Origin of the sequence: Bradyrhizobium sp. CCH5-F6 (assembly GCF_001556045.1) — a bacterium.
GTDB lineage: Bacteria > Pseudomonadota > Alphaproteobacteria > Rhizobiales > Xanthobacteraceae > Bradyrhizobium.
Genome location: NZ_LSIC01000018.1, coordinates 35,537 through 53,894 on the forward strand (window position 1 = coordinate 35,537; position 18,358 = coordinate 53,894).

The 18,358-nt window shown below is 63.7% G+C and carries 15 protein-coding genes; 9 read left to right on the plus strand and 6 right to left on the minus strand.

Features of this window, described 5'->3' with window-relative positions; genetic code table 11:
• Positions 1–154: 154 nt before the first annotated feature.
• The 3 genes from AX729_RS03910 to AX729_RS03920 are packed head-to-tail and all read right to left on the minus strand — an operon-like array spanning position 155 to position 3,326.
• Positions 155–1,030 carry a GNAT family N-acetyltransferase gene (locus tag AX729_RS03910; protein ID WP_061020594.1) on the minus strand — a complete coding sequence of 292 codons (876 nt, stop codon included), beginning with the start codon at positions 1,028–1,030 and terminating at the stop codon, positions 155–157.
• A gap of 41 nt (positions 1,031–1,071) precedes the next feature.
• Positions 1,072–2,052, minus strand: coding sequence for an amino acid--[acyl-carrier-protein] ligase (locus AX729_RS03915; protein ID WP_061020595.1), 981 nt, complete (start codon positions 2,050–2,052; stop codon positions 1,072–1,074).
• Positions 2,053–2,108: 56 nt separating this feature from the next.
• Positions 2,109–3,326, minus strand: a complete 1,218-nt coding sequence (locus AX729_RS03920; protein WP_061020596.1) for an acyl-CoA dehydrogenase family protein — start codon at positions 3,324–3,326, stop codon at positions 2,109–2,111.
• A 360-nt stretch (positions 3,327–3,686) separates the two neighbouring features.
• Here AX729_RS03920 and AX729_RS03925 point away from each other — a divergent pair, with 360 nt between their 5' ends.
• The 3 genes from AX729_RS03925 (at position 3,687) to mtnA (ending at position 6,135) form a co-directional block, all read left to right on the plus strand.
• Positions 3,687–3,959 (plus strand): phosphopantetheine-binding protein, encoded by a 273-nt coding sequence (locus AX729_RS03925; protein WP_061020597.1) that lies wholly within the window; start codon positions 3,687–3,689, stop codon positions 3,957–3,959.
• A 175-nt stretch (positions 3,960–4,134) separates the two neighbouring features.
• The gene (locus tag AX729_RS03930) at positions 4,135–5,010 is read left to right on the plus strand and encodes an S-methyl-5'-thioadenosine phosphorylase (RefSeq protein ID WP_061020598.1); all 876 of its coding nucleotides are present in this window, start codon (positions 4,135–4,137) and stop codon (positions 5,008–5,010) included.
• Between the two features lie 18 nt (positions 5,011–5,028).
• The gene (gene mtnA, locus AX729_RS03935) at positions 5,029–6,135 is read left to right on the plus strand and encodes an S-methyl-5-thioribose-1-phosphate isomerase (RefSeq protein ID WP_061020599.1); all 1,107 of its coding nucleotides are present in this window, start codon (positions 5,029–5,031) and stop codon (positions 6,133–6,135) included.
• Positions 6,136–6,231: 96 nt separating this feature from the next.
• Here mtnA and AX729_RS03940 read toward each other — a convergent pair whose 3' ends face one another.
• Positions 6,232–6,867: an HAD-IA family hydrolase gene (locus AX729_RS03940; protein ID WP_061020600.1), complete on the minus strand. Its 636-nt coding sequence runs from the start codon at positions 6,865–6,867 to the stop codon at positions 6,232–6,234.
• A gap of 109 nt (positions 6,868–6,976) precedes the next feature.
• Between AX729_RS03940 and AX729_RS03945 the strand changes: the two genes are divergently transcribed.
• Both AX729_RS03945 and AX729_RS03950 read left to right on the plus strand, forming a co-directional pair.
• Positions 6,977–7,735: a S1 family peptidase gene (locus AX729_RS03945; RefSeq protein WP_061020601.1), complete on the plus strand. Its 759-nt coding sequence runs from the start codon at positions 6,977–6,979 to the stop codon at positions 7,733–7,735.
• A gap of 125 nt (positions 7,736–7,860) precedes the next feature.
• Positions 7,861–9,363, plus strand: coding sequence for a flavin-containing monooxygenase (locus tag AX729_RS03950; RefSeq protein ID WP_061020602.1), 1,503 nt, complete (start codon positions 7,861–7,863; stop codon positions 9,361–9,363).
• A 226-nt stretch (positions 9,364–9,589) separates the two neighbouring features.
• On the opposite strand, the gene AX729_RS03955 is transcribed toward AX729_RS03950, so the two are convergent.
• Both AX729_RS03955 and AX729_RS03960 read right to left on the minus strand, forming a co-directional pair.
• On the minus strand, positions 9,590–10,516 hold the full coding sequence (locus AX729_RS03955; protein ID WP_061020603.1) for a response regulator: 927 nt from the start codon (positions 10,514–10,516) through the stop codon (positions 9,590–9,592).
• Positions 10,500–13,871, minus strand: a complete 3,372-nt coding sequence (locus tag AX729_RS03960; protein ID WP_061020604.1) for a hybrid sensor histidine kinase/response regulator — start codon at positions 13,869–13,871, stop codon at positions 10,500–10,502. Before AX729_RS03960 ends, AX729_RS03955 begins: the two co-directional genes overlap by 17 nt.
• 166 nt (positions 13,872–14,037) lie before the next feature.
• On the opposite strand from AX729_RS03960, the gene urtA reads away from it, so the two are divergent.
• The 4 genes from urtA (at position 14,038) to urtD (ending at position 18,277) form a co-directional block, all read left to right on the plus strand.
• Positions 14,038–15,297 carry an urea ABC transporter substrate-binding protein gene (gene urtA, locus AX729_RS03965; RefSeq protein ID WP_061020605.1) on the plus strand — a complete coding sequence of 420 codons (1,260 nt, stop codon included), beginning with the start codon at positions 14,038–14,040 and terminating at the stop codon, positions 15,295–15,297.
• 127 nt (positions 15,298–15,424) lie between these two features.
• Positions 15,425–16,351 carry an urea ABC transporter permease subunit UrtB gene (gene urtB, locus AX729_RS03970; protein WP_028180850.1) on the plus strand — a complete coding sequence of 309 codons (927 nt, stop codon included), beginning with the start codon at positions 15,425–15,427 and terminating at the stop codon, positions 16,349–16,351.
• 17 nt (positions 16,352–16,368) lie between these two features.
• Positions 16,369–17,511: an urea ABC transporter permease subunit UrtC gene (gene urtC, locus AX729_RS03975; RefSeq protein WP_061020606.1), complete on the plus strand. Its 1,143-nt coding sequence runs from the start codon at positions 16,369–16,371 to the stop codon at positions 17,509–17,511.
• Between the two features lie 10 nt (positions 17,512–17,521).
• Positions 17,522–18,277 (plus strand): urea ABC transporter ATP-binding protein UrtD, encoded by a 756-nt coding sequence (gene urtD / locus AX729_RS03980; RefSeq protein WP_061020658.1) that lies wholly within the window; start codon positions 17,522–17,524, stop codon positions 18,275–18,277.
• Positions 18,278–18,358: the final 81 nt, after the last annotated feature.

Here is an 18,358-nt window from a genome sequence, read left to right on the forward strand (position 1 = left end):
CTTTCACCGTCATCCCTGAGGTGCCGGAGCGCAGCGGAGGCCTCGGAGGACGACGGCCCGGCTGCATCCCGCCCGTTCATCCTTCGCGGCTCACCGCGCGGCGCGCGGCGAGCACCTCAGGATGATGGAGTTAGAGCGCAGTCCGCGGTTCTACTTAAGGTCCGTACAGCACGAGTTCAGTATCGGTGAGATCGCCGAGCTGTGGCCGGTGCGGGCCCCTGAAGTATTTGCGGCCGCGCCGCTCGGTATAGATGCCGACGAGGCCGGGAATCGGGCCATTGGAATCGACGGCCACCGAGATCTTGCCGAGCCGCAGCAGCAGCCGGCCGATGCGGCCGGCGCATTCGACATATTCCTCGGCACTTCGGCAATAGATCAGCTTCATGGCGGGCGGTGCGATGAAGCCGCGGCGGATGCGCACCGGTTGCAGGATGAAGGGAAACGCTCCCTTCGGCGTGCGGCAGACGAGGCTGAGGCAATTGTAGCGCGCGTGCCGGGTCAGGAGCTCGGTCTCGGCTTCGGAAAGCCCCTTGATCTCCTTGGCATGCGGCGGGATCACCTCGATCTCGCTCCAGCGCGAAACCCGCGCCAGCGCAGGGATCGAGAAGAATATGCCGCAGCAATAGGCGCGAAAGCCCTGCGTCTCGATGATCGGCCAGGTCCACGGCGCCGGGCTGATGTTGAAATAGGTGACGTCCTTGTGCCGCTGGGCGATCTTGGTCAAAAGCGGGGCGTAGTTGCGGTAGGCCGGGTCGACATACCAGCTCGACAGGTTGCACCGGATGACGGTCTCTTCGCCGTCCTTGCGTGCCGTGTAGATCAAGAGCAGCACACCGACCGGTGTGCCGTCATCGTCGAGCATGTAGCCGAAGCGCGGATAGCCCTCCGGCACGGGGCGGAAGGCCTGCCGGCGCAGGCCCTGAATCCAGTATTCGCGCGAACGGCCGACGAAGCCGCGCGTCAGCAAGTCCGCGATCTTGTCGACGTCGGACTCGGTGATTTCGCGGCATCGAACCTTGGTGTGGATCACACTCGTCTTGCCCGTGGAAATGGTCGGCCTCGTGAGTTGGGTTAGCGCCAGCCTTCGCCGTGGGCATCGGCCGCGACATGCGGCTGCAGGCCCAGGACGTCCCGCACCTTGGCGGGCCAGGCGGAAAGATCGGTGCCGTGGGTGTGGAACATGGCGACGGCCAGACGGTCCATGCCGAAGGCAACGCAGCCGGTGTGGGCCGGCTCGCCATCGGCGTCCTGAATTCCCCAGGTCGTGCCGAAATGCTCGCGGTGATAGTTGAAGCTCATGCAGGCGGTCGGCTGCTCTTCCGAGCGCAGCGGAATCAGGAGCTCGAACTTGAGCTGCTGCTGCTTCTGGCTCACCGCCTTCATCTGGCCGACCCGGCCGAAGAAAGGATCGCTGGCGTAGTCGACGCGGAAGGTGAGGCCGAGATCGCGGGCGATCGCCTGCGCACGCACCATCCAGCGCTCGCGAAAATCGGCAACGTCCTCGGGGCTGCCGATGCAGACATATTCGCGCATGCGGAACGATTGCAGCCGGTCGAGATGCTTCGACGGCTCGCGGCGGAAGCAATCCGCGGCGACGTCAAAGCGCAGGCCACCCTTCGGCAATTGGCCGCGGCTCGCCGCGATCGGGTAGACCGGATAGCAGGCAGCCGGTGACAGCACGAGATCGGCGGGGGACAGCGAGGTCGTCCAGTCGCCGCCGGCGTCGAAGCGGCTCACCGCGGCGTTGATCTCGCGTTCGGTGCCGTGCAGGCCGCAGACGCAGCCGAGCAGGTTGGGAAAGCTCTTCAGATAGCCCGATTTCTCCAGCTGGGCCCGGCTCATGACCGGCGGGAAGCGCATCACCTCGGTGCCGGATTCGCGATGGCTGGTGATCAGTGCGGCGAGCTTCTCGACGATGCCCTCGTAGAGCGCGGTTCGGGCGTAGACGCCGTCGGCGCCCATGCGATGGAACAGCTTGTCGGCGAGATGATCGAGCGGATCGATCATCTGCGGGGCGGTGGCGGGCGAGTCGGGGAGGACGGCAACGTTCATGGTTCGATGTCCTGCTATCTCAAAATTGTTCTTGTTGATTCAGTCGCGAGGGCTATTCAATCGCGAAGGCTTGTCGGTACCCCGCTCATCAGCGTCGATGTCGCGGCGTTGGCCAGGATGCGGTCGTTGTTGATCATGATCGGCGACGACAGCACGTCGCGCAGATGACGGCCCATGGTGAACTCGCCGTCGTTGCGGTAGCCGGAAAGGCCCGCGGTGCGCATCGCATGCATCACGGTCTCGACCGCGAGCTCGGAGGCTTGCACTTTCAGCAGCGTGATGGAGGACTGGAAGTCGAGCGAGGACAGCGCGCGCTCGTCATGCTCGGCGCGGGCGAAAGCATCGATATTGGCGGCAATCAGCGCGCGCAGCTTGGCCAGCGACATCTTGGCGGCGGTGAAATGTGCCGCAGCCGGTGGCATCTGGCCGCCGGAAGAGCGCGCCGCCTTGCGGATGAACGCCTGCGCACGGGTCACCGCGGCGGCGGCAATGCCGGCCCAGGCCGACGACCAGCACAGATGCGCGAACGGCGTCATGGTCTGGGCGTGGATCTTGTCATAGGCTTCCGGGAAGACGCGGTCTGCGGGGCAGTCGACCTTCAGCTCGAACCCGGTCGAGCATGTGCCGCGCATGCCGAGCGTTTCCCAGCCCAGCGTCCGCTTCAGCGAATAGTCGTCCTTGGCGAGCGCCAGCAGGACCTGGTCGGAGGCAGCCGCATCGGTGGCGCGGCGGGCGATGGTGACGAGGCCGTCGGCCTCGGCGCCGTAGGAAATCACGGTGGCGTCGCGCACCAGCGAGACGGTGTCGCCGGCATGGTCGACCGCGGCGGCGCTGGCGCGGATGTTGCCGCCATTCTGGCCCTCGGTGGTGGAGGAGGCGAGCAGCCACTGGTCACGCGCGACCCGGCGCATCATGGTCTCCATCCAGGGAATCCCATGGCCGTGCCGGATGACGCAGGCGACCTTGGTCTGGTGCATCGCGTAGATCATCGCCGTGGAAGCGCAGGCGCGTCCGAGCGTGTAGCAGATGTCGGTGACGTCATAGATAGAGGCACCGAATCCGCCGAATTCGACCGGAATCATCACGCCGAGCAGCTTCTGCTCACGCGCGACCTCGAAAGCCTTGTGCGGGAAACGCGCGTCGCGATCGACCCCGTCTGCGTCGGACGCCGCAGCGGCGGCCGTCCGGGCGGCTCGCTCGATCAGGGAGGGACCCTGCTCGAGGAAGCCTGTCTGCATCTCGTCGACAGTAAGGACCGCTTCACGCACGTTCATACTCGTCCGCCTCCGGTTTGCCGTTCGAGATCGCCGGCACCATTCGCGATGCCGCTTGAAGCGATCCTCCAGCCATCTTTGCTTGTGAGAAGGAGGCTACGGATTTAATTCAAATTCGTCGATGAAATAGAGGGTAAACAAAATCGAATTCCGGACGAACAGTTAAGGGCCGGTTGTTCGCACTGCCCGATTTTCCAGCACCGCATTAGGACTTCCGGAAGAAGCCTGAATTCCAGACAATCTGAGTCATCGTTTACTAAGAAACGCGAAGTAATGGTGACGCCCATTGCAGGACCGGCAAGCCGTGCCCACGTAGCCGGCAGTTGGGTCCGACCTCGATAGACAGATGGGAATTTGCCGATGCAGGCGTTCAATAACGACGTGCGAGATCGCATCATCAAGCTGGTGAAGGGCATCCTCGAACAGAATTCACTCGCAGCAGACGTCACACCGTCGGCCAAGCTCGTCGATGCCGGCCTGACCTCGATGGACATGGTCAATCTCATGCTCGGCGTCGAGGCCGAGTTCGATTTCACCATCCCGCAATCCGAGATTACGCCGGAGAATTTCCAGTCCGTCGAGACGCTGGAGCGGATGGTCGCAACCCAGCTGCGGCCGGCGACCGCGGCATAAATCAGGCGTCATTGCCTGTCTTCGCCGCCGTCGCTGCATTCGCACGGACAACGCTGGGCGTGAGGTCGCGTTATCGCTCCTCACGGCGCCTCCGCTCCAACACAGCCGTTCCAAATCCGCCGCAAAACTGGCATAGCTTAACCATGTCACAGGTGGCGGACGGGTTGGAGCAGGCATGGCGCAGGCGGTATTGGGTATCATCGGCGGCTCGGGCATCTATGACCTTCCGGGTCTCGAGGGTGCGCGCGAAGAGGTGATCAAGAGCCCCTGGGGCGAGCCGTCCGCGCCCTTGCGGCGGGGCTCCATCGCCGGTTTGCCGATCGTGTTCCTGCCGCGGCATGACAAGGGCCACCGGCTGTCCCCCTCCGACATCAACTATCGCGCCAATATCGACGTGCTGAAGCGGGCAGGTGTCACCGACCTGATCTCGCTGTCGGCCTGCGGCTCCTTCAGGGAGGAGCTGCCGCCCGGCACCTTCGTGCTGGTCGACCAGTTCGTCGATCGGACTCACAAGCGCGAGAGTTCATTCTTCGGCAAAGGTTGCGTCGCGCATGTGTCGATGGCGCATCCGGTGTCGCCGCGGCTACGCATCCATCTCGCGGCGGCGGCTGAAGCCGAGGGCATCGCCATCGCGCGCGGCGGCACCTATGTCTGCATGGAAGGGCCGCAGTTCTCCACCTATGCGGAAAGCATGACCTACAAGACCTTTGGCTATTCCGTGATCGGCATGACCAACATGCCCGAGGCCAAGCTCGCGCGCGAAGCGGAGATTTGCTATGCCACCGTCGCAATGGTGACGGATTTCGACTGCTGGCATCCCGACCACGATGCGGTCACCGTGCAGGACATCATCCGTGTGCTGAGCTCGAATGCCGACAAGGCAAAGGCGCTGGTGGCACGGCTGGCAAGGGACTTTCCGCGCGAGCACGAGGCGTGCCCGATTGGCTCGGACCGTGCGCTCGACACCGCACTGATCACGGCGCCCGAGGCGCGCGATCCGGAGCTTCTGAAGAAGCTCGATGCGGTGGCCGGACGCATCCTGCGGGCGTGAGGTGAAAGGCAGAATGCCATGAAAGTCGACGGCAAGCATTTTCGCAGCATCTGGCGCGAGCGTGACGGCTGGTCGGTCGGCGCGATCGACCAGCGCAGGCTGCCGCATGAATTCGTCATCGCGCGTCTGACCTCGTGCGAGGAGGCGGCAATCGCCATCCGTGACATGCTGGTGCGCGGTGCGCCGCTGATCGGGGCGACCGCGGCCTACGGCATGGCGCTGGCGATGCGCGAGGACGCGTCCGACGCCGGGCTGAAACGGGCCTATGACACGCTCGTCGTGGCACGGCCGACCGCGATCAATCTGAAATGGGCGCTGGACGAGATGCGTACAACGCTCACGCCGATCGACCCGCTTGAGCGCGCGGAAGCCGCCTATGCGCGCGCGGACGAGATCGTCGAGCAGGACGTCGAGATCAACCGGGGCATCGCCGGCAACGGTCTGAAGCTGATCGAGGCAATCGCCGCGAAGAAGCCGGGCGAGACGGTCAACGTGCTGACCCATTGCAACGCCGGCTGGCTCGCCACCGTCGACTGGGGCACGGCGACGGCGCCGATCTATCTCGCGCATGAGCGCGGTCTCAAGATCCACGTCTGGGTCGACGAGACCCGTCCGCGCAATCAGGGCGCCTCGCTCACGGCGTGGGAGCTCGGCCATCACGGCGTTCCGCACACCGTGATCCCCGACAATACCGGCGGCCACCTGATGCAGCACGGCATGGTGGATCTCGCCATCGTGGGCACCGACCGCGTCGCAGCCAATGGCGACGTCTGCAACAAGATCGGCACCTATCTGAAGGCGCTGGCCGCCCATGACAATCGCGTGCCGTTCTACGTCGCGCTGCCGTCGCCGACGATCGATTTCGCCGTCCATGACGGCATCCGCGACATCCCGATCGAGCAGCGCAGCGGCACGGAAGTCACCGACATGACCGGCCGCACCGCCGACGGAAGGCTGGAGACGGTGCGCATCGTGCCGGAGAACTCGCCGGTCGCGAACTACGCGTTCGACGTGACGCCGGCGCGGCTCGTCACTGGCCTCATCACCGAACGCGGCGTGCTGAAGGCGGATCGTGACTCGCTGGCGGCGGCGTTTCCGGAGCGGATCGCTGCCGTGGCGGAGTAATGAGTAGGGTGGGTTAGGCGAAGCCGTAACCCACCAATGCGTTGGGCGATCGTTGCACCATGGTGGGTTACGCTGCGCTAACCCACCCTACTTCTTTTACCCCAGCTTCAGTCCCGTCGCCGCTTCCAGCTCGGCGATCGCCTGCGCGCCGCTCGTGACCTTGATCGTGGTCATGCCCATCTGACGCGCCGGCTTCAGATTGACGCCGAGATCGTCGAGATAGACGCAATTGTTCGGATCTACCCTCAGCGTCTCGACCATCATCTGGTAGATGCGCGGGTCGGGCTTGCGCAGGCCGATCTTGGCGGATTCGATGACGTGATCGAACAGCACCATCACCTCGGCAATGTATAGGGAGCGTCCCGTCATGCTGCCGATGGCGTTCGCCGGCAAATTGTTGGTGATGCAGCCGGTCTTGAATTGCGCCTTGATCCGCTTCAAGGCCTCGACCATCTCGGGCCGCAGATCGCCCTGGAGCAGCGGCAGCACGTCGCGTCCGCGGACCTCGGCGCCAAGCGCCAGTGATTCCGCAGCGAACAGGCGGTCGAAAGTGTCGATATCGACCTCGGCCCGCTCGAATCTGGCCCAGGCGTTTTCCAGATGGTTGGCGGCATTGGTCCGCCGGATGATGTCGTTGGGCAACCCGCGCTCGGTCTCGAACCGCGCGAACGCCTCGAACGGGGAACTCGTCAGCACGCCGCCGAAATCGAAAATAATAGCTTCAATAGCCAATGGTCTGCCCTCGTCAGTTCTTTGCCAAGACGGCTAGCATGCGGTATCGGCAGGGGCCAGTCCGAAGCAGTCCCGAATCTTCGCCAACGCGAGCGCCACGACGTTTCCCATGAAGAAGCTTGCCTCGTTCATCGCAGCTGCGCTGCTGCTCGCCACGCCTGCCCACGCCATCGTCGGCGGTGGCACGCCGCAGGCCGATGGTGTCGCGCGGGCCGTCGTCACCATCGTCGGTTCGCGAGGCAATTTCTGCACGGGCAGCCTGATCTCCCCTGGAGTGGTGTTGACGGTCGCTCATTGCGTGCAGCCCGGCGCCGACTACAAGATCGTCGATCGTGGTGCCGACGGCCAACCGCAATTGCTGAACGTCCGCACCGTCGCGGTCCATCCGAACTTCAACATGCAGGCGATGCAGGCGCACCGCGCCACCGCCGACGTGGCGCTGCTGCAACTGGAAATTCCACTCAAGGGAAAATCCACGGTAAGGGTCGGCATGCCGACCATTCCAATTCAGGTCGGCAGCCGTTTCGTCATTGCCGGCATCGGCGTCACCGTGCGCGGTGACGGCAAGAGCGGCGGCACGACGCGTGTTGCCGGACTCGTTGCCACCGGGCAGCCCGGCACCCTCCAGATCCGCCTGGTCGATCCCGTAACCAACGGTGTTCGCGACGGAATTGGCGCCTGCACCGGCGATTCCGGTGGCCCCGTATTCGAGGACAAGCCGAATGGTCCCGTGCTCGTCGGCCTCATCAGCTGGTCGACAGGGCCGAACGGCGCCGCCGGTTGTGGCGGATTGACCGGCGTCACGCCGCTCACGCTCTATCGCGACTGGATTTTACAGACCGCGCGGAGCTGGGGTGCGGCGCTGTGATTTGACCGCGGCTTGATCTATGTCATTTTGTAGCGGAAGCGCGGCGGGCGAAACTGCCCGTCGCGGAGGAAACGCGCCGTCCGGTCAAGGGCGGCCACAAAAACAAGCAAGGCATAGAAACAACAATGAATGTCGCTGTTCGCAGTCACGCCACGGCCAAACAGGCCTCTGAACATTTCGACGTGTTGATCGTCGGTGCCGGCATCTCCGGCATCGGCAGCGCCTATCATCTCACGAAGCAGCTGCCGGGCACGAGCTTCGTCATTCTGGAGACTCAGGCGACTTTCGGCGGCACCTGGACCACGCATCGTTATCCCGGCATTCGCTCGGATAGCGACCTCCACACTTTCGGCTATCGCTTCAAGCCCTGGGTCGGACCGCCGATCGCGACCGCCGAGGAGATCCTCGCCTACATGAACGAGGTGATCGAAGAGAACGATCTCGCGAAGCACATTCGCTACAAGCACAAGATCAGCTCCGCGAGCTGGTCGAGCGAGCAGAATCTGTGGACCATCGAAGCGGTAACGACCGACACCGGCGAGTCCAGGACGTTCACCGCGAACTTCCTCTGGATGTGCCAGGGCTATTATCGCCACTCCGAGGGCTACACGCCGCAATGGAAGGGCATGGACAACTTCAAGGGCCGCATCGTCCATCCGCAGACATGGCCCGATGACATCGACCTCACGGACAAGAAGGTCGTCGTGATCGGCTCGGGCGCGACGGCGGCGACGCTGGTGCCGAACATCGCGGACAAGTGCGCGCATGTCACCATGCTCCAGCGCTCGCCGACCTACTTCCGCCTCGGCCGCAACGCCATCGAGATCGCGGAAGAACTGCGCCGGCTTCAGGTTGACGAGACCTGGATCCACGAGATCGTGCGGCGTAAGATCCTGTTCGAACAGGACGCGTTCACGAAACTCTGCGTGTCCAAGCCCGAGCAGGTCAAGAAGGACCTGATCGGCCAGATCAGCGCAGTCCTGGGTCCCGACTACGACGTCGAGACTCACTTCACGCCGAACTACCGCCCGTGGCGGCAGCGCATCGCCTTCGTGCCGGATGCCGATCTGTTCAAGGGCATTGCCAGCGGCAAGGCCTCCGTCGTGACCGACGAGATCGAATGCTTCGTCGAGAACGGCATCCAGCTCAAATCCGGCAAGCTGCTGGAGGCCGATGTCATCGTCACCGCGACCGGGTTTAATCTCGCCGCGCTCGGCGACATCGAATTCGAGATCGACGGCAAGCCGCTCGCCTTCGGCAACACGGTCACCTATCGCGGCATGATGTTCACGGGCGTTCCGAACATGGTCTGGGTGTTCGGCTACTTCCGCGCCAGCTGGACGCTGCGCGTCGACCTCGTCGCCGATTTCGTCTGCCGGCTGCTCGGACACATGAAGGCAAAGGGCGCGAAGAAGGTCGAGGTGAAACTGCGCCCCGAGGATCACAACATGCCGATCCTGCCCTGGATCGATCCGGAAAACTTCAACCCCGGCTACATGATGCGCAACATGAACCTCTTGCCCAAGCGCGGCGACAAGCCGGAGTGGCAGCACAGCCAGGATTACTGGACCGAGAAGGACGAGATCCCCAAAACGGACCTGGACGACAAGGCGTTCGTTTACGGGTGAGTGGGGAGGAGGCGGCAGTTGCGGCGGACGCGCTCGCCACACACTCCATTGTCGTCCCGGGGCGCGACGCGAACCCGGGACCCATAATCACAGGGAGCGGTGGTTACGGGGATTCGGAGTTACCAACTCGCGCCAAAACTATTCCCTGTGGCTATGGATCCCGGATCTGCGCTACGCTTGTCCGGGACGACACCGGTTGTTGGGTCGGTGGCGTGTCAACTCACGCTCACGAATTCCGCCTTGTCGCATTCGCCGCAATGGCCGCGGCGGCCGTCCGGTTCTCGACGCCGAGCTTGGCGTAGATCTGCTCCAGATGCTTGTCGACCGTGCGCGGGCTGAGACCCAGGATTTGCGCGATGTCGCGGTTGGTCTTGCCCTTGCTGAGCCAGGCCAGCACCTCTCCCTCGCGGGTGGTGAGGCCGAGTTCGCTGGTGAATTCGGGCGGCAGCGCGGTGCCGGATTCCCTGGAGAGCCGAAGCAGGAACTCGTTCGGCGCGGTCTCACCCATGTAGAACAGCCGGAGCTGAGGATTGTCCGGCAAGGAAGCGCCTTGCGACTTCGAACTGCCCTTGGCCTTGGCCTGTTCCAGCCATTGCAGCAGCGGCGGCGGCAGGACGAAATCGTCGGCCTGGGCGCCGTGATGGTCGGACAGCAGTTTCTGCGCCTGCGGCGTCGCCCAGAGCACGTTGCCCTCGCGATTGACCGCGAACAGGAAGCGGCCTGAGACGTCGAGTGCCGCGCGCGCGCTCTGAGTCAGGCGGGCATTGCCGAGATGGACGCGGATGCGCGCCAGCATCTCCTCGATCACGATCGGCTTGGTCACGTAATCGACGCCGCCGGCCTCCAGCCCGCGCACGATGTGCTCGGTCTCGGCAAGTCCCGTCATGAAGATCACGGGAACATTGGCAAGACCGGCATCGCGCTTGAGCCGACGGCAGGTCTCGAAGCCGTCGATGCCGGGCATCACGGCATCGAGCAGAATGATGTCGGGGGTGATCTGGTCGACGATGCGCATCGCCGCGGCGCCGTCGAGTGCGACCATCACCGTCATGCCGGCACCGTCGAGCGCGTCGGTGAGCAGCCGCAGCGTTTCGGGAGAGTCATCGACAACGAGCGCGACGTCGCGCTTCTTCGACTCAATGCTCATGCGCATGCAACGTCTTCAGTGTGGCCATGTACTGGTCGAAGTCGAAGCGATCGACCAGCGACCGCATTTGCGCGACGAAGTCGGCATGCTCGGGATGCTCGCTGCCGATCTCGTCCAGCTTCAACTGGATGCCCTTGACGTAGCCGATCTGGCCGAGCCCGATCAGCGCCTCGATGTGGCGAACCGGCGGCTTCGATCCGGTCTCCGGATGCCAGAACGGCACCGCGACCTCTTCCGAACCGTATTGCCATTCGATCTTGAGCAGCTGACGGATCGTTTCCAGCAGCCGCGGGATGTCGATCGGCTTCATCAGATAGCCGTCGTGGAATGGTTGCGCCAGCGGCGCGCCGTGGGCCTCGAGCGCGCTTGCGGACACCATCAGGATGCGCGCCTGATGGTGGCCGCTCGCGCGCAAGGCTTCGGCCACGGCCCAGCCGTCCATCGTAGGCATCGAGATATCGAGCAGGAACAGGTCGGGCCGGCAATGCTGTGCCAGCGCGAGGCATCCGGCACCGTCGGGCGCGCTGAGCAGGATGAAACCGAGCGGCGTCAGCACCTCGCGCAGGAGGTCGCGATGAACAGGGTCGTCGTCGGTGACGAGGATGGTCTTGCGGGCGCCGTGATAGCCGGAGACCGGAGCCTCCACCGGGGCAATGCGCTGGGGATTGGTGACTTCCGACAGCAGGATCTTGACCTTGAACGTCGAGCCGGTGCCGACGGTGCTCGTGACCTTGATATCGCCGCCCATCACGCCGGCGAGCAGGCGGCTGATGGTCAGGCCGAGTCCGGTGCCGGTCTGCGGCTGCGAGACGCCGAGCGCGCCGCGCTCGAAGGGTGCGAAGATGCGTTCGAGATCGTCGCTCCGGATGCCCGGGCCGGTGTCGATCACCTCGAACTCTGCAACGGGGCTGCGATAGTGCACCACGAACTGCACGCTGCCCGTCTGGGTGAACTTGATGGCGTTCGAGAGCAGGTTGATCAGCACCTGACGCAGCCGCTTCTCGTCGGCATAAACCACGCGCGGCAACGACGCCGGTCGCCTGAACACGAAATCGATGCCCTTGGCTGCGGCCTGAAGGCGGAACATGCCGACGAGCTGATCGAGGAATTCGCCGAGGCGTACCTCGTCACGCGATAGATACAGCCGGCCCGCCTCGATCTTGGAGATGTCCAGGATGCCGTCGATCAGGCCGGAGAGGTGGTCGGCGCTGCGGCGCACGACGCGAACCTGGTCGCGCGGCTTCGGGCCCAGCGTCGTATCCTGCTCGAGCAGCTGTGCATAGCCGCTGATCGCATTCAGAGGCGAGCGCAGCTCGTGGCTCAGGCCCACGACGTAGCGGCTCTTGGCCAAATTGGCGGACTCGGCGACCTCCTTGGCGCGTTGGAGCTCGGCGTCGGTGCGCTTGTGCGCATCGATCTCCTGGATCAGAAGCGTCGTCTGGCGCCGTGTTTCGGCCTCGGCGGCGCGGCGGCTCTGCTGCGCCAGCACGAACAGCCAGGCAACCACGCCGATGATGATGCTGAGCGAGAAGAAGACCTTCCACAGCACGTCGGACACGAGCTCGTTCTCGCCATGCACGTTCGCCGACGTCTGCAGATAGATCAGTCCCAGCACCAGCGCGACCAGGCCGGCAGAGACCACGAACACGCCGACATAGTGGCCGAGCTGCGAGTTGATCCGGGCATAGATCGGTCGCGGCATCAGCCTGCCCAGCGTCTCCGACACCTGCGCCTGGATGCGTGCATGCGGCTTGCAGAGGTCGTGGCAGCGCGCGTCCAGCGAACAGCACAGCGAGCAGATGGGCCCCGCGTAAGCGGGACAGGAGGCCATGTCTTCCGGCTCGAACGAGTGCTCGCAGATACAGCACTGGATCGCTTCGATGTTCTGCCAGCTCCGCTTCGGCTTGCGTGCGATGTAGTACTTGCCGCCCGTGGCCCAGGCAATCGCCGGCGCGGTGAGGAAGGCCGCCGCGAGCGCGATGAAGGCTGACAGCGCCTTCGCGGTAGGCCCGAACAGGCCGTAAAAGGCGCTGATGGAGACGATGGTTGCGATCGTCATCGCACCGACGCCGACCGGATTGACGTCGTAGAGATGCGCGCGCTTGAATTCGATCTGCTGCGGCCGTAGTCCAAGCGGCTTGTTGACGACGAGGTCGGCGACCAGGGCGCCGACCCAGGCGATCGCGACGTTCGAATAGAGTGCCAGCGTCTGCTCGAGAGCCTTGTAGACGCCGATCTCCATCAACAGCAGCGCCACGATGACGTTGAAGACCAGCCAGACCACGCGCCCGGGATGGCTGTGGGTCAAACGCGAAAAGAAGTTCGACCAGGCGATCGAGCCGGCATAGGCGTTGGTGACGTTGATCTTGACTTGCGACAGGATCACGAAGGTGCCGGTCAAGGCCAGCGCGAGCTCGGGCTGCGACAGCACATAACGGAACGCTTCGAGATACATGTGCGCCGGCTCGGCGGCCTCCTCGGGCGGCACGCCGTGGCTGAGCGCGAAGAAGGCGAGAAACGAGCCGGCCAGGAGCTTCAGCGCCCCCAGCACGATCCAGCCGGGCCCTGCGCTCATCAGCGCCATCCACCAGGAGACCCGCGAGCCACGGCGGTCGCGCGGAAGAAACCGCAGGAAGTCGACCTGCTCGCCGATCTGCGCCACCAGCGAAAACACGACCGAGGCGGCAACGCCGAACAGCAACAGATCGAAATGTCCGTTGAGGTCTCCGTGCTCGCCCGAGAATTTGCGCCACTCCGTGAAGGAGTGCGGGTTGTGCCAGGCGATCGCCGCGAACGGAATGATGTGGAGGATCACCCATAGGGGCTGCGTCCACAACTGGAAGCGGCTGATCAGCGTGATGCCGTAGGCCACCAGCGGGATGATGACGACGGCGCTGATGAGATAGCCGACCGGCCGCGGAATCCCGAAGCACATTTCGAGCGCCGACGCGAGGATCACGGCTTCGATCGCAAAGAAGATGAAGGTGAAGGACGCGTAGATCAGCGAGGTGACGGTCGAGCCGATGTAACCGAAGCCGGCGCCCCGCGTGAGCAGGTCGATGTCGATGCCGCATTTGGCGGCATAGTACGCAATGGGCATGCCGCAGCAGAAGATGATGACCGAGACCACGAGGATGGCGGCAGTCGCGTTGGTGACGCCATAGTTCAGGGTGATGGTTCCGCCGATCGCCTCCATTGCCAGGAACGAGATCGCGCCGAGCGCCGTGTTGGCGACACGGGCGGCGGACCAGCGGCGCGCGCTCTTCGCGGTGAAGCGAAGGGCGTAGTCTTCCAGCGTCTGGTTGGCGACCCATTGATTGTACTGGCGCCTGACGCGGTCTATTCGCTGCCGCCCTGCCACTTGACCCCACTCCCGATACGGCCCGAGCCCTCGCAAGTTCCGTACCAAAAGCCTACGTCGGCATTTTGCGGTGCAGTATACGCGATCTTGCGTATGCTTCGGCTGCATAAATCCGAGCCATCCTCACGGCACCAATCGCGTGTTCTCGAACAAAAGTGGGGTGCTCATGTCAGACGAAGCGAACAAGGGCCTGTTGTCGCCGCTGCGGCGCAAATTATTGATGGGGATGGCGGCCGTGCCGGCCATCACCATGCTGCCGCGGGCGTCCTTTGCGCAGGCTCCGGCGACCTCGGCGGTCAACACCACGGGTCTTGCGGTCACCGACACCGAGGTGACGGTCGGCATTCTGCATTCGGCGACCGGCACCATGGCGATCTCCGAAACCGGCTCGATCGAGGCCGAAAAGCTCGCGATCGAACAGATCAACGCCGCCGGCGGCGTGCTCGGGCGCAAGATCAAGTTCATCCAGGAGGACGGCGCGAGCGACTGGCCGACCTTCGCCGAAAAGGCCAAGAAGCTGCTGGTCAACGACAAGGTCGCGGCGATCATGGGCTGCTGGACGTCGGCCTCGCGCAAGGCCGTGCTGCCTGTCATGGAGCAGTATAACGGCATGCTCTACTACCCGACCTTCTACGAGGGCCTCGAGCAGTCCAAGAACGTCATCTACACGGGCCAGGAGGCGACCCAGCAGATTCTCGCCGGCCTGAACTGGATCGCCAAGGAGAAGGGCGCGAAGACCTTCTTCTTCATCGGCTCCGACTACATCTGGCCGCGCACCTCGAACAAGATCGCGCGCAAGCACGTCGAGAACGTTCTGAAGGGCAAGGTGGTCGGCGAGGAGTACTATGCGCTCGGCTCGACCCAGTTCAACTCGGTCATCAACAAGATCAAGTTGACCAAGCCCGACGTGATCTTCACCGACGTCGTCGGCGGCTCCAACGTCGCCTTCTACAAGCAGCTCAAGGCCGCCGGCATCGACCTCGCCAAGCAGCCGCTGCTGACGATCTCGGTGACCGAGGACGAAATCGACGGCATCGGCGGTGAGAACATTGCGGGTGCGTATGCCTGCATGAAGTACTTCCAGTCGCTCGACAATCCCAACAACAAGGCCTTCGTGTCCGCGTTCAAGAAGATGTGGGGCGAGAAGACCGTGATCGGAGACGTCACCCAGGCTGCCTATCTCGGCCCGTGGCTGTGGAAGCTGACGGTGGAGAAGGCCGGTTCCTTCGACATCGACAAGATCGCCGCCGCCTCGCCGGGCGTCGAGTTCAAGGGTGCTCCGGAAGGTTACGTGCGCATTCACGAGAACCATCATCTCTGGTCGAAGACCCGGGTCGGACGCGCCAAGCTCGATGGCCAGTTCGAGCTGATCTACGAGACCGCTGATCTCGTCGAGCCCGATCCGTTCCCGAAGGGTTACCAGTAAGCGGCATCCGTCGCGCTTTCTCCCGGGACACCAAGCCGCTCCCTGGCGTGGATCGCAAGTCCATGCCCAAGCCCCCGCGTCGCGAAACTGCTCGCGACGCGGGACCCCATCTCGACGGAGGACATAGATGTTCGGCGACTATTCGATTGGCGACCTTGGCTCGATCTTCGTCATGCAGGGGTTCGCCGGACTGATCTTGTTCTCCGTCTATGTCCTCATGGCCCTTGGGCTTGCCATCATCTTCGGCCAGATGGGCGTCATCAACATGGCCCATGGCGAGTTCATGATCCTCGGGGCCTACGTCACCTGGATGACCTCGAACGTCTTCCAGGCCTACATGCCGAGCCTGTTCGGCGGCTACTTCTTCCTCGCGATGATCCTGGCCTTCATCGCATCCGGCGCGCTTGGCATGCTGGTGGAGTGGGTGCTGATACGGCACCTCTACAAGCGTCCGCTCGACACGCTGCTTGCCACCTGGGGCCTCAGCCTGATGCTCCAGCAGGCCTATCGCTCCGTGTTCGGCGCGCGTGAGGTCGGCGTCGAGCTGCCGCAATGGATGCTGGGCTCGCTGCACGTCACCGACAGCATCGAAGTGCCGATCAACGGCGTCTTCGTGATGGGTCTCACGGTATTGATCACCGTCTCCGTCGCCTACGTCCTCTATCTTTCGCGCTGGGGCCGTCAGGTGCGTGCGGTTGTGCAGAACCGCATCATGGCCGGCGCGGTCGGCATCAACACCGAGAAGGTCGACCGCTACACTTTCGGTCTCGGCTGCGGCATCGCAGGCGTCGCGGGCAGTGCCTTCACCATGATCGGCTCGACCGGGCCGACGTCGGGACAGCTCTACATCGTCGACACGTTCCTGGTCGTCGTGTTCGGCGGCGCCGCGAGCCTGCTCGGCACCATCGCCTCCGCCTTCTCGATCTCGCAGACGCAGTCGACCCTCGAGTTCTTCATGTCGGGCTCGATGGCCAAGGTGCTCACGCTGCTCGCCGTCGTCGGCATCCTGATGCTGCGGCCGCAGGGTCTCTTCGCCCTCAAGGTCCGCAAATAACGAGAAGCAGGCAAGTCATGATCATCAACTCACGCTTCTTCAACCGATCCGAACTCATGGGATTCATCGTCCTGGCCGCAGTGCTGTTCGTGATCCTGCCGCTGTCGCTGGACGTGTTCCGCCTCAATCTCGTCGCGAAATACCTGACCTACGCCTTCGTCGCGGTCGGTCTCGTGCTGTGCTGGGGGTATGGCGGCATCCTGAGCCTGGGGCAGGGCGTGTTCTTCGGCCTCGGCGGCTACTGCATGGCGATGTTCCTCAAGCTCGAGGCCTCCAGCGTCGAGAACACCAAGATCCAGTCGACGCCCGGCATCCCCGACTTCATGGACTGGAATCAGATCACCTCGCTGCCGTTGTTCTGGCAGCCGTTTCACAGCCTGACCTTCACCATCCTCGCCATCATCCTGGTCCCCGGCCTGTTTGCCCTGATCATCGGCACCGCGATGTTCAAGCGCCGCGTCGGCGGCACCTACTTCGCGATCATCACCCAGGCGGTCGCCGCCATCCTGACGATCCTGATCGTCGGGCAGCAGGGCTACACCGGCGGCATCAACGGCATGACCGACCTCCGCACGCTCAAGGGATGGGACATCCGGCCCGACCACGCCAAGATCATCCTGTACTTCGTCGAGGTGGTGCTGCTGTTCGCCTGCATCGGCATCGCGCAGTTCATCCGGCTGACCAAGCTCGGCCGCATCCTGGTGGCGATGCGCGAGCAGGAGGACCGCGTCCGCTTCTCCGGCTACAGCGTCGCCAATTTCAAGATCTTCGCCTTCTGCATGGCCGCGATCTTCGCCGCGATCGGCGGCGCCATGTTCGCGCTCAACGTCGGCTTCATGTCGCCCTCCTTCGTCGGCATCGTGCCGTCGATCGAGATGGTGATCTACACCGCGGTCGGCGGGCGGATGTCGATCTTCGGTGCGGTATGGGGCGCCATTCTCGTGAACTTCGCCAAGACCAGCCTCTCCGAATCCTTCCCGCAGCTCTGGCTGTTCGGCCTCGGCGCGCTGTTCATCGCGGTCGTCCTTGCCTTCCCGAACGGTCTGTCCGGGCTCTGGGCAGACTACGTGCAGCCCCGCATCGACCGGTTGTTCGCCTCGCGCAAGGCGAAGGCGGGCTGGAACGACAACTCCGTTGCCGACGGCGCGCCGGCAGAGTGAGGAGACCACCATGCTTGTCGGACATCAGCCCAAGGAATTCCTGCTCGCCGTCTCCGGACTGACCGTCTCGTTCGACGGGTTCAAGGCGGTCAATGATCTCTCCTTCTACGTCGAGGAGAACGAGATCCGCGTCATCATCGGTCCCAACGGTGCGGGCAAGACCACGGTGCTCGACCTGATCTGCGGCAAGACCAAGGCGACGTCGGGCTCCATCCAGTTTCGTGGCAAGGAGCTCACGAAGATGAAGGAGAACGAGATCGTGCGGACCGGCGTCGGGCGCAAATTTCAGACGCCGTCGGTGTTCGAGGACCTCACCGTGTTCGAGAACCTCGAGATCTCGTTTCCGCGCGGTCGAACCGTGTTCGGCTCGCTGACCTTTCAGCGCGACCAGCTGGTGAAGGACCGGGTCGAGGAGGTCGCGGAGATGATCTTCCTCAAGGACAAGCTCAACACCTATGCCGACGAGCTCAGCCACGGCCAGAAGCAGTGGCTCGAGATCGGCATGCTGCTGATCCAGGACCCGGACTTGCTGATGCTGGACGAGCCCGTCGCTGGCATGAGCGTCTCCGAGCGCGCCAAGACCGCCGAACTGCTCAACCGCATCATCAAGAACCGCTCGGTGCTGGTGATCGAGCACGACATGAAGTTCGTCGAGGACATCGCGCACAAGGTCACCGTGCTTCACCAGGGCCAGATCCTCTCGGAGGGGACGATGGAGAAGGTGAAGAACGATCCCAAGGTCGTCGAAGTCTATCTGGGCCACTGAGACATGACGAAGGTGAGTGAAACAGTTGCGGCTCGGGCGGTGCACCTCTCCCCTTGTGGGAGAGGTCGGATCGCATCGCCA

Bases quoted from the DNA above. Each gene is read 5' to 3' on its own strand.
- AX729_RS03915 (WP_061020595.1), bottom strand. From the start codon at position 2,052: ATGAACGTTGCCGTCCTCCCCGACTCGCCCGCCACCGCCCCGCAGATG.
- AX729_RS03920 (WP_061020596.1), bottom strand. From the start codon at position 3,326: ATGAACGTGCGTGAAGCGGTCCTTACTGTCGACGAGATGCAGACAGGC.
- AX729_RS03925 (WP_061020597.1), top strand. From the start codon at position 3,687: ATGCAGGCGTTCAATAACGACGTGCGAGATCGCATCATCAAGCTGGTG.
- AX729_RS03930 (WP_061020598.1), top strand. From the start codon at position 4,135: ATGGCGCAGGCGGTATTGGGTATCATCGGCGGCTCGGGCATCTATGAC.
- mtnA (WP_061020599.1), top strand. From the start codon at position 5,029: ATGAAAGTCGACGGCAAGCATTTTCGCAGCATCTGGCGCGAGCGTGAC.
- AX729_RS03945 (WP_061020601.1), top strand. From the start codon at position 6,977: ATGAAGAAGCTTGCCTCGTTCATCGCAGCTGCGCTGCTGCTCGCCACG.
- AX729_RS03950 (WP_061020602.1), top strand. From the start codon at position 7,861: ATGAATGTCGCTGTTCGCAGTCACGCCACGGCCAAACAGGCCTCTGAA.
- AX729_RS03955 (WP_061020603.1), bottom strand. From the start codon at position 10,516: ATGCGCATGAGCATTGAGTCGAAGAAGCGCGACGTCGCGCTCGTTGTC.
- urtA (WP_061020605.1), top strand. From the start codon at position 14,038: ATGTCAGACGAAGCGAACAAGGGCCTGTTGTCGCCGCTGCGGCGCAAA.
- urtB (WP_028180850.1), top strand. From the start codon at position 15,425: ATGTTCGGCGACTATTCGATTGGCGACCTTGGCTCGATCTTCGTCATG.
- urtC (WP_061020606.1), top strand. From the start codon at position 16,369: ATGATCATCAACTCACGCTTCTTCAACCGATCCGAACTCATGGGATTC.
- urtD (WP_061020658.1), top strand. From the start codon at position 17,522: ATGCTTGTCGGACATCAGCCCAAGGAATTCCTGCTCGCCGTCTCCGGA.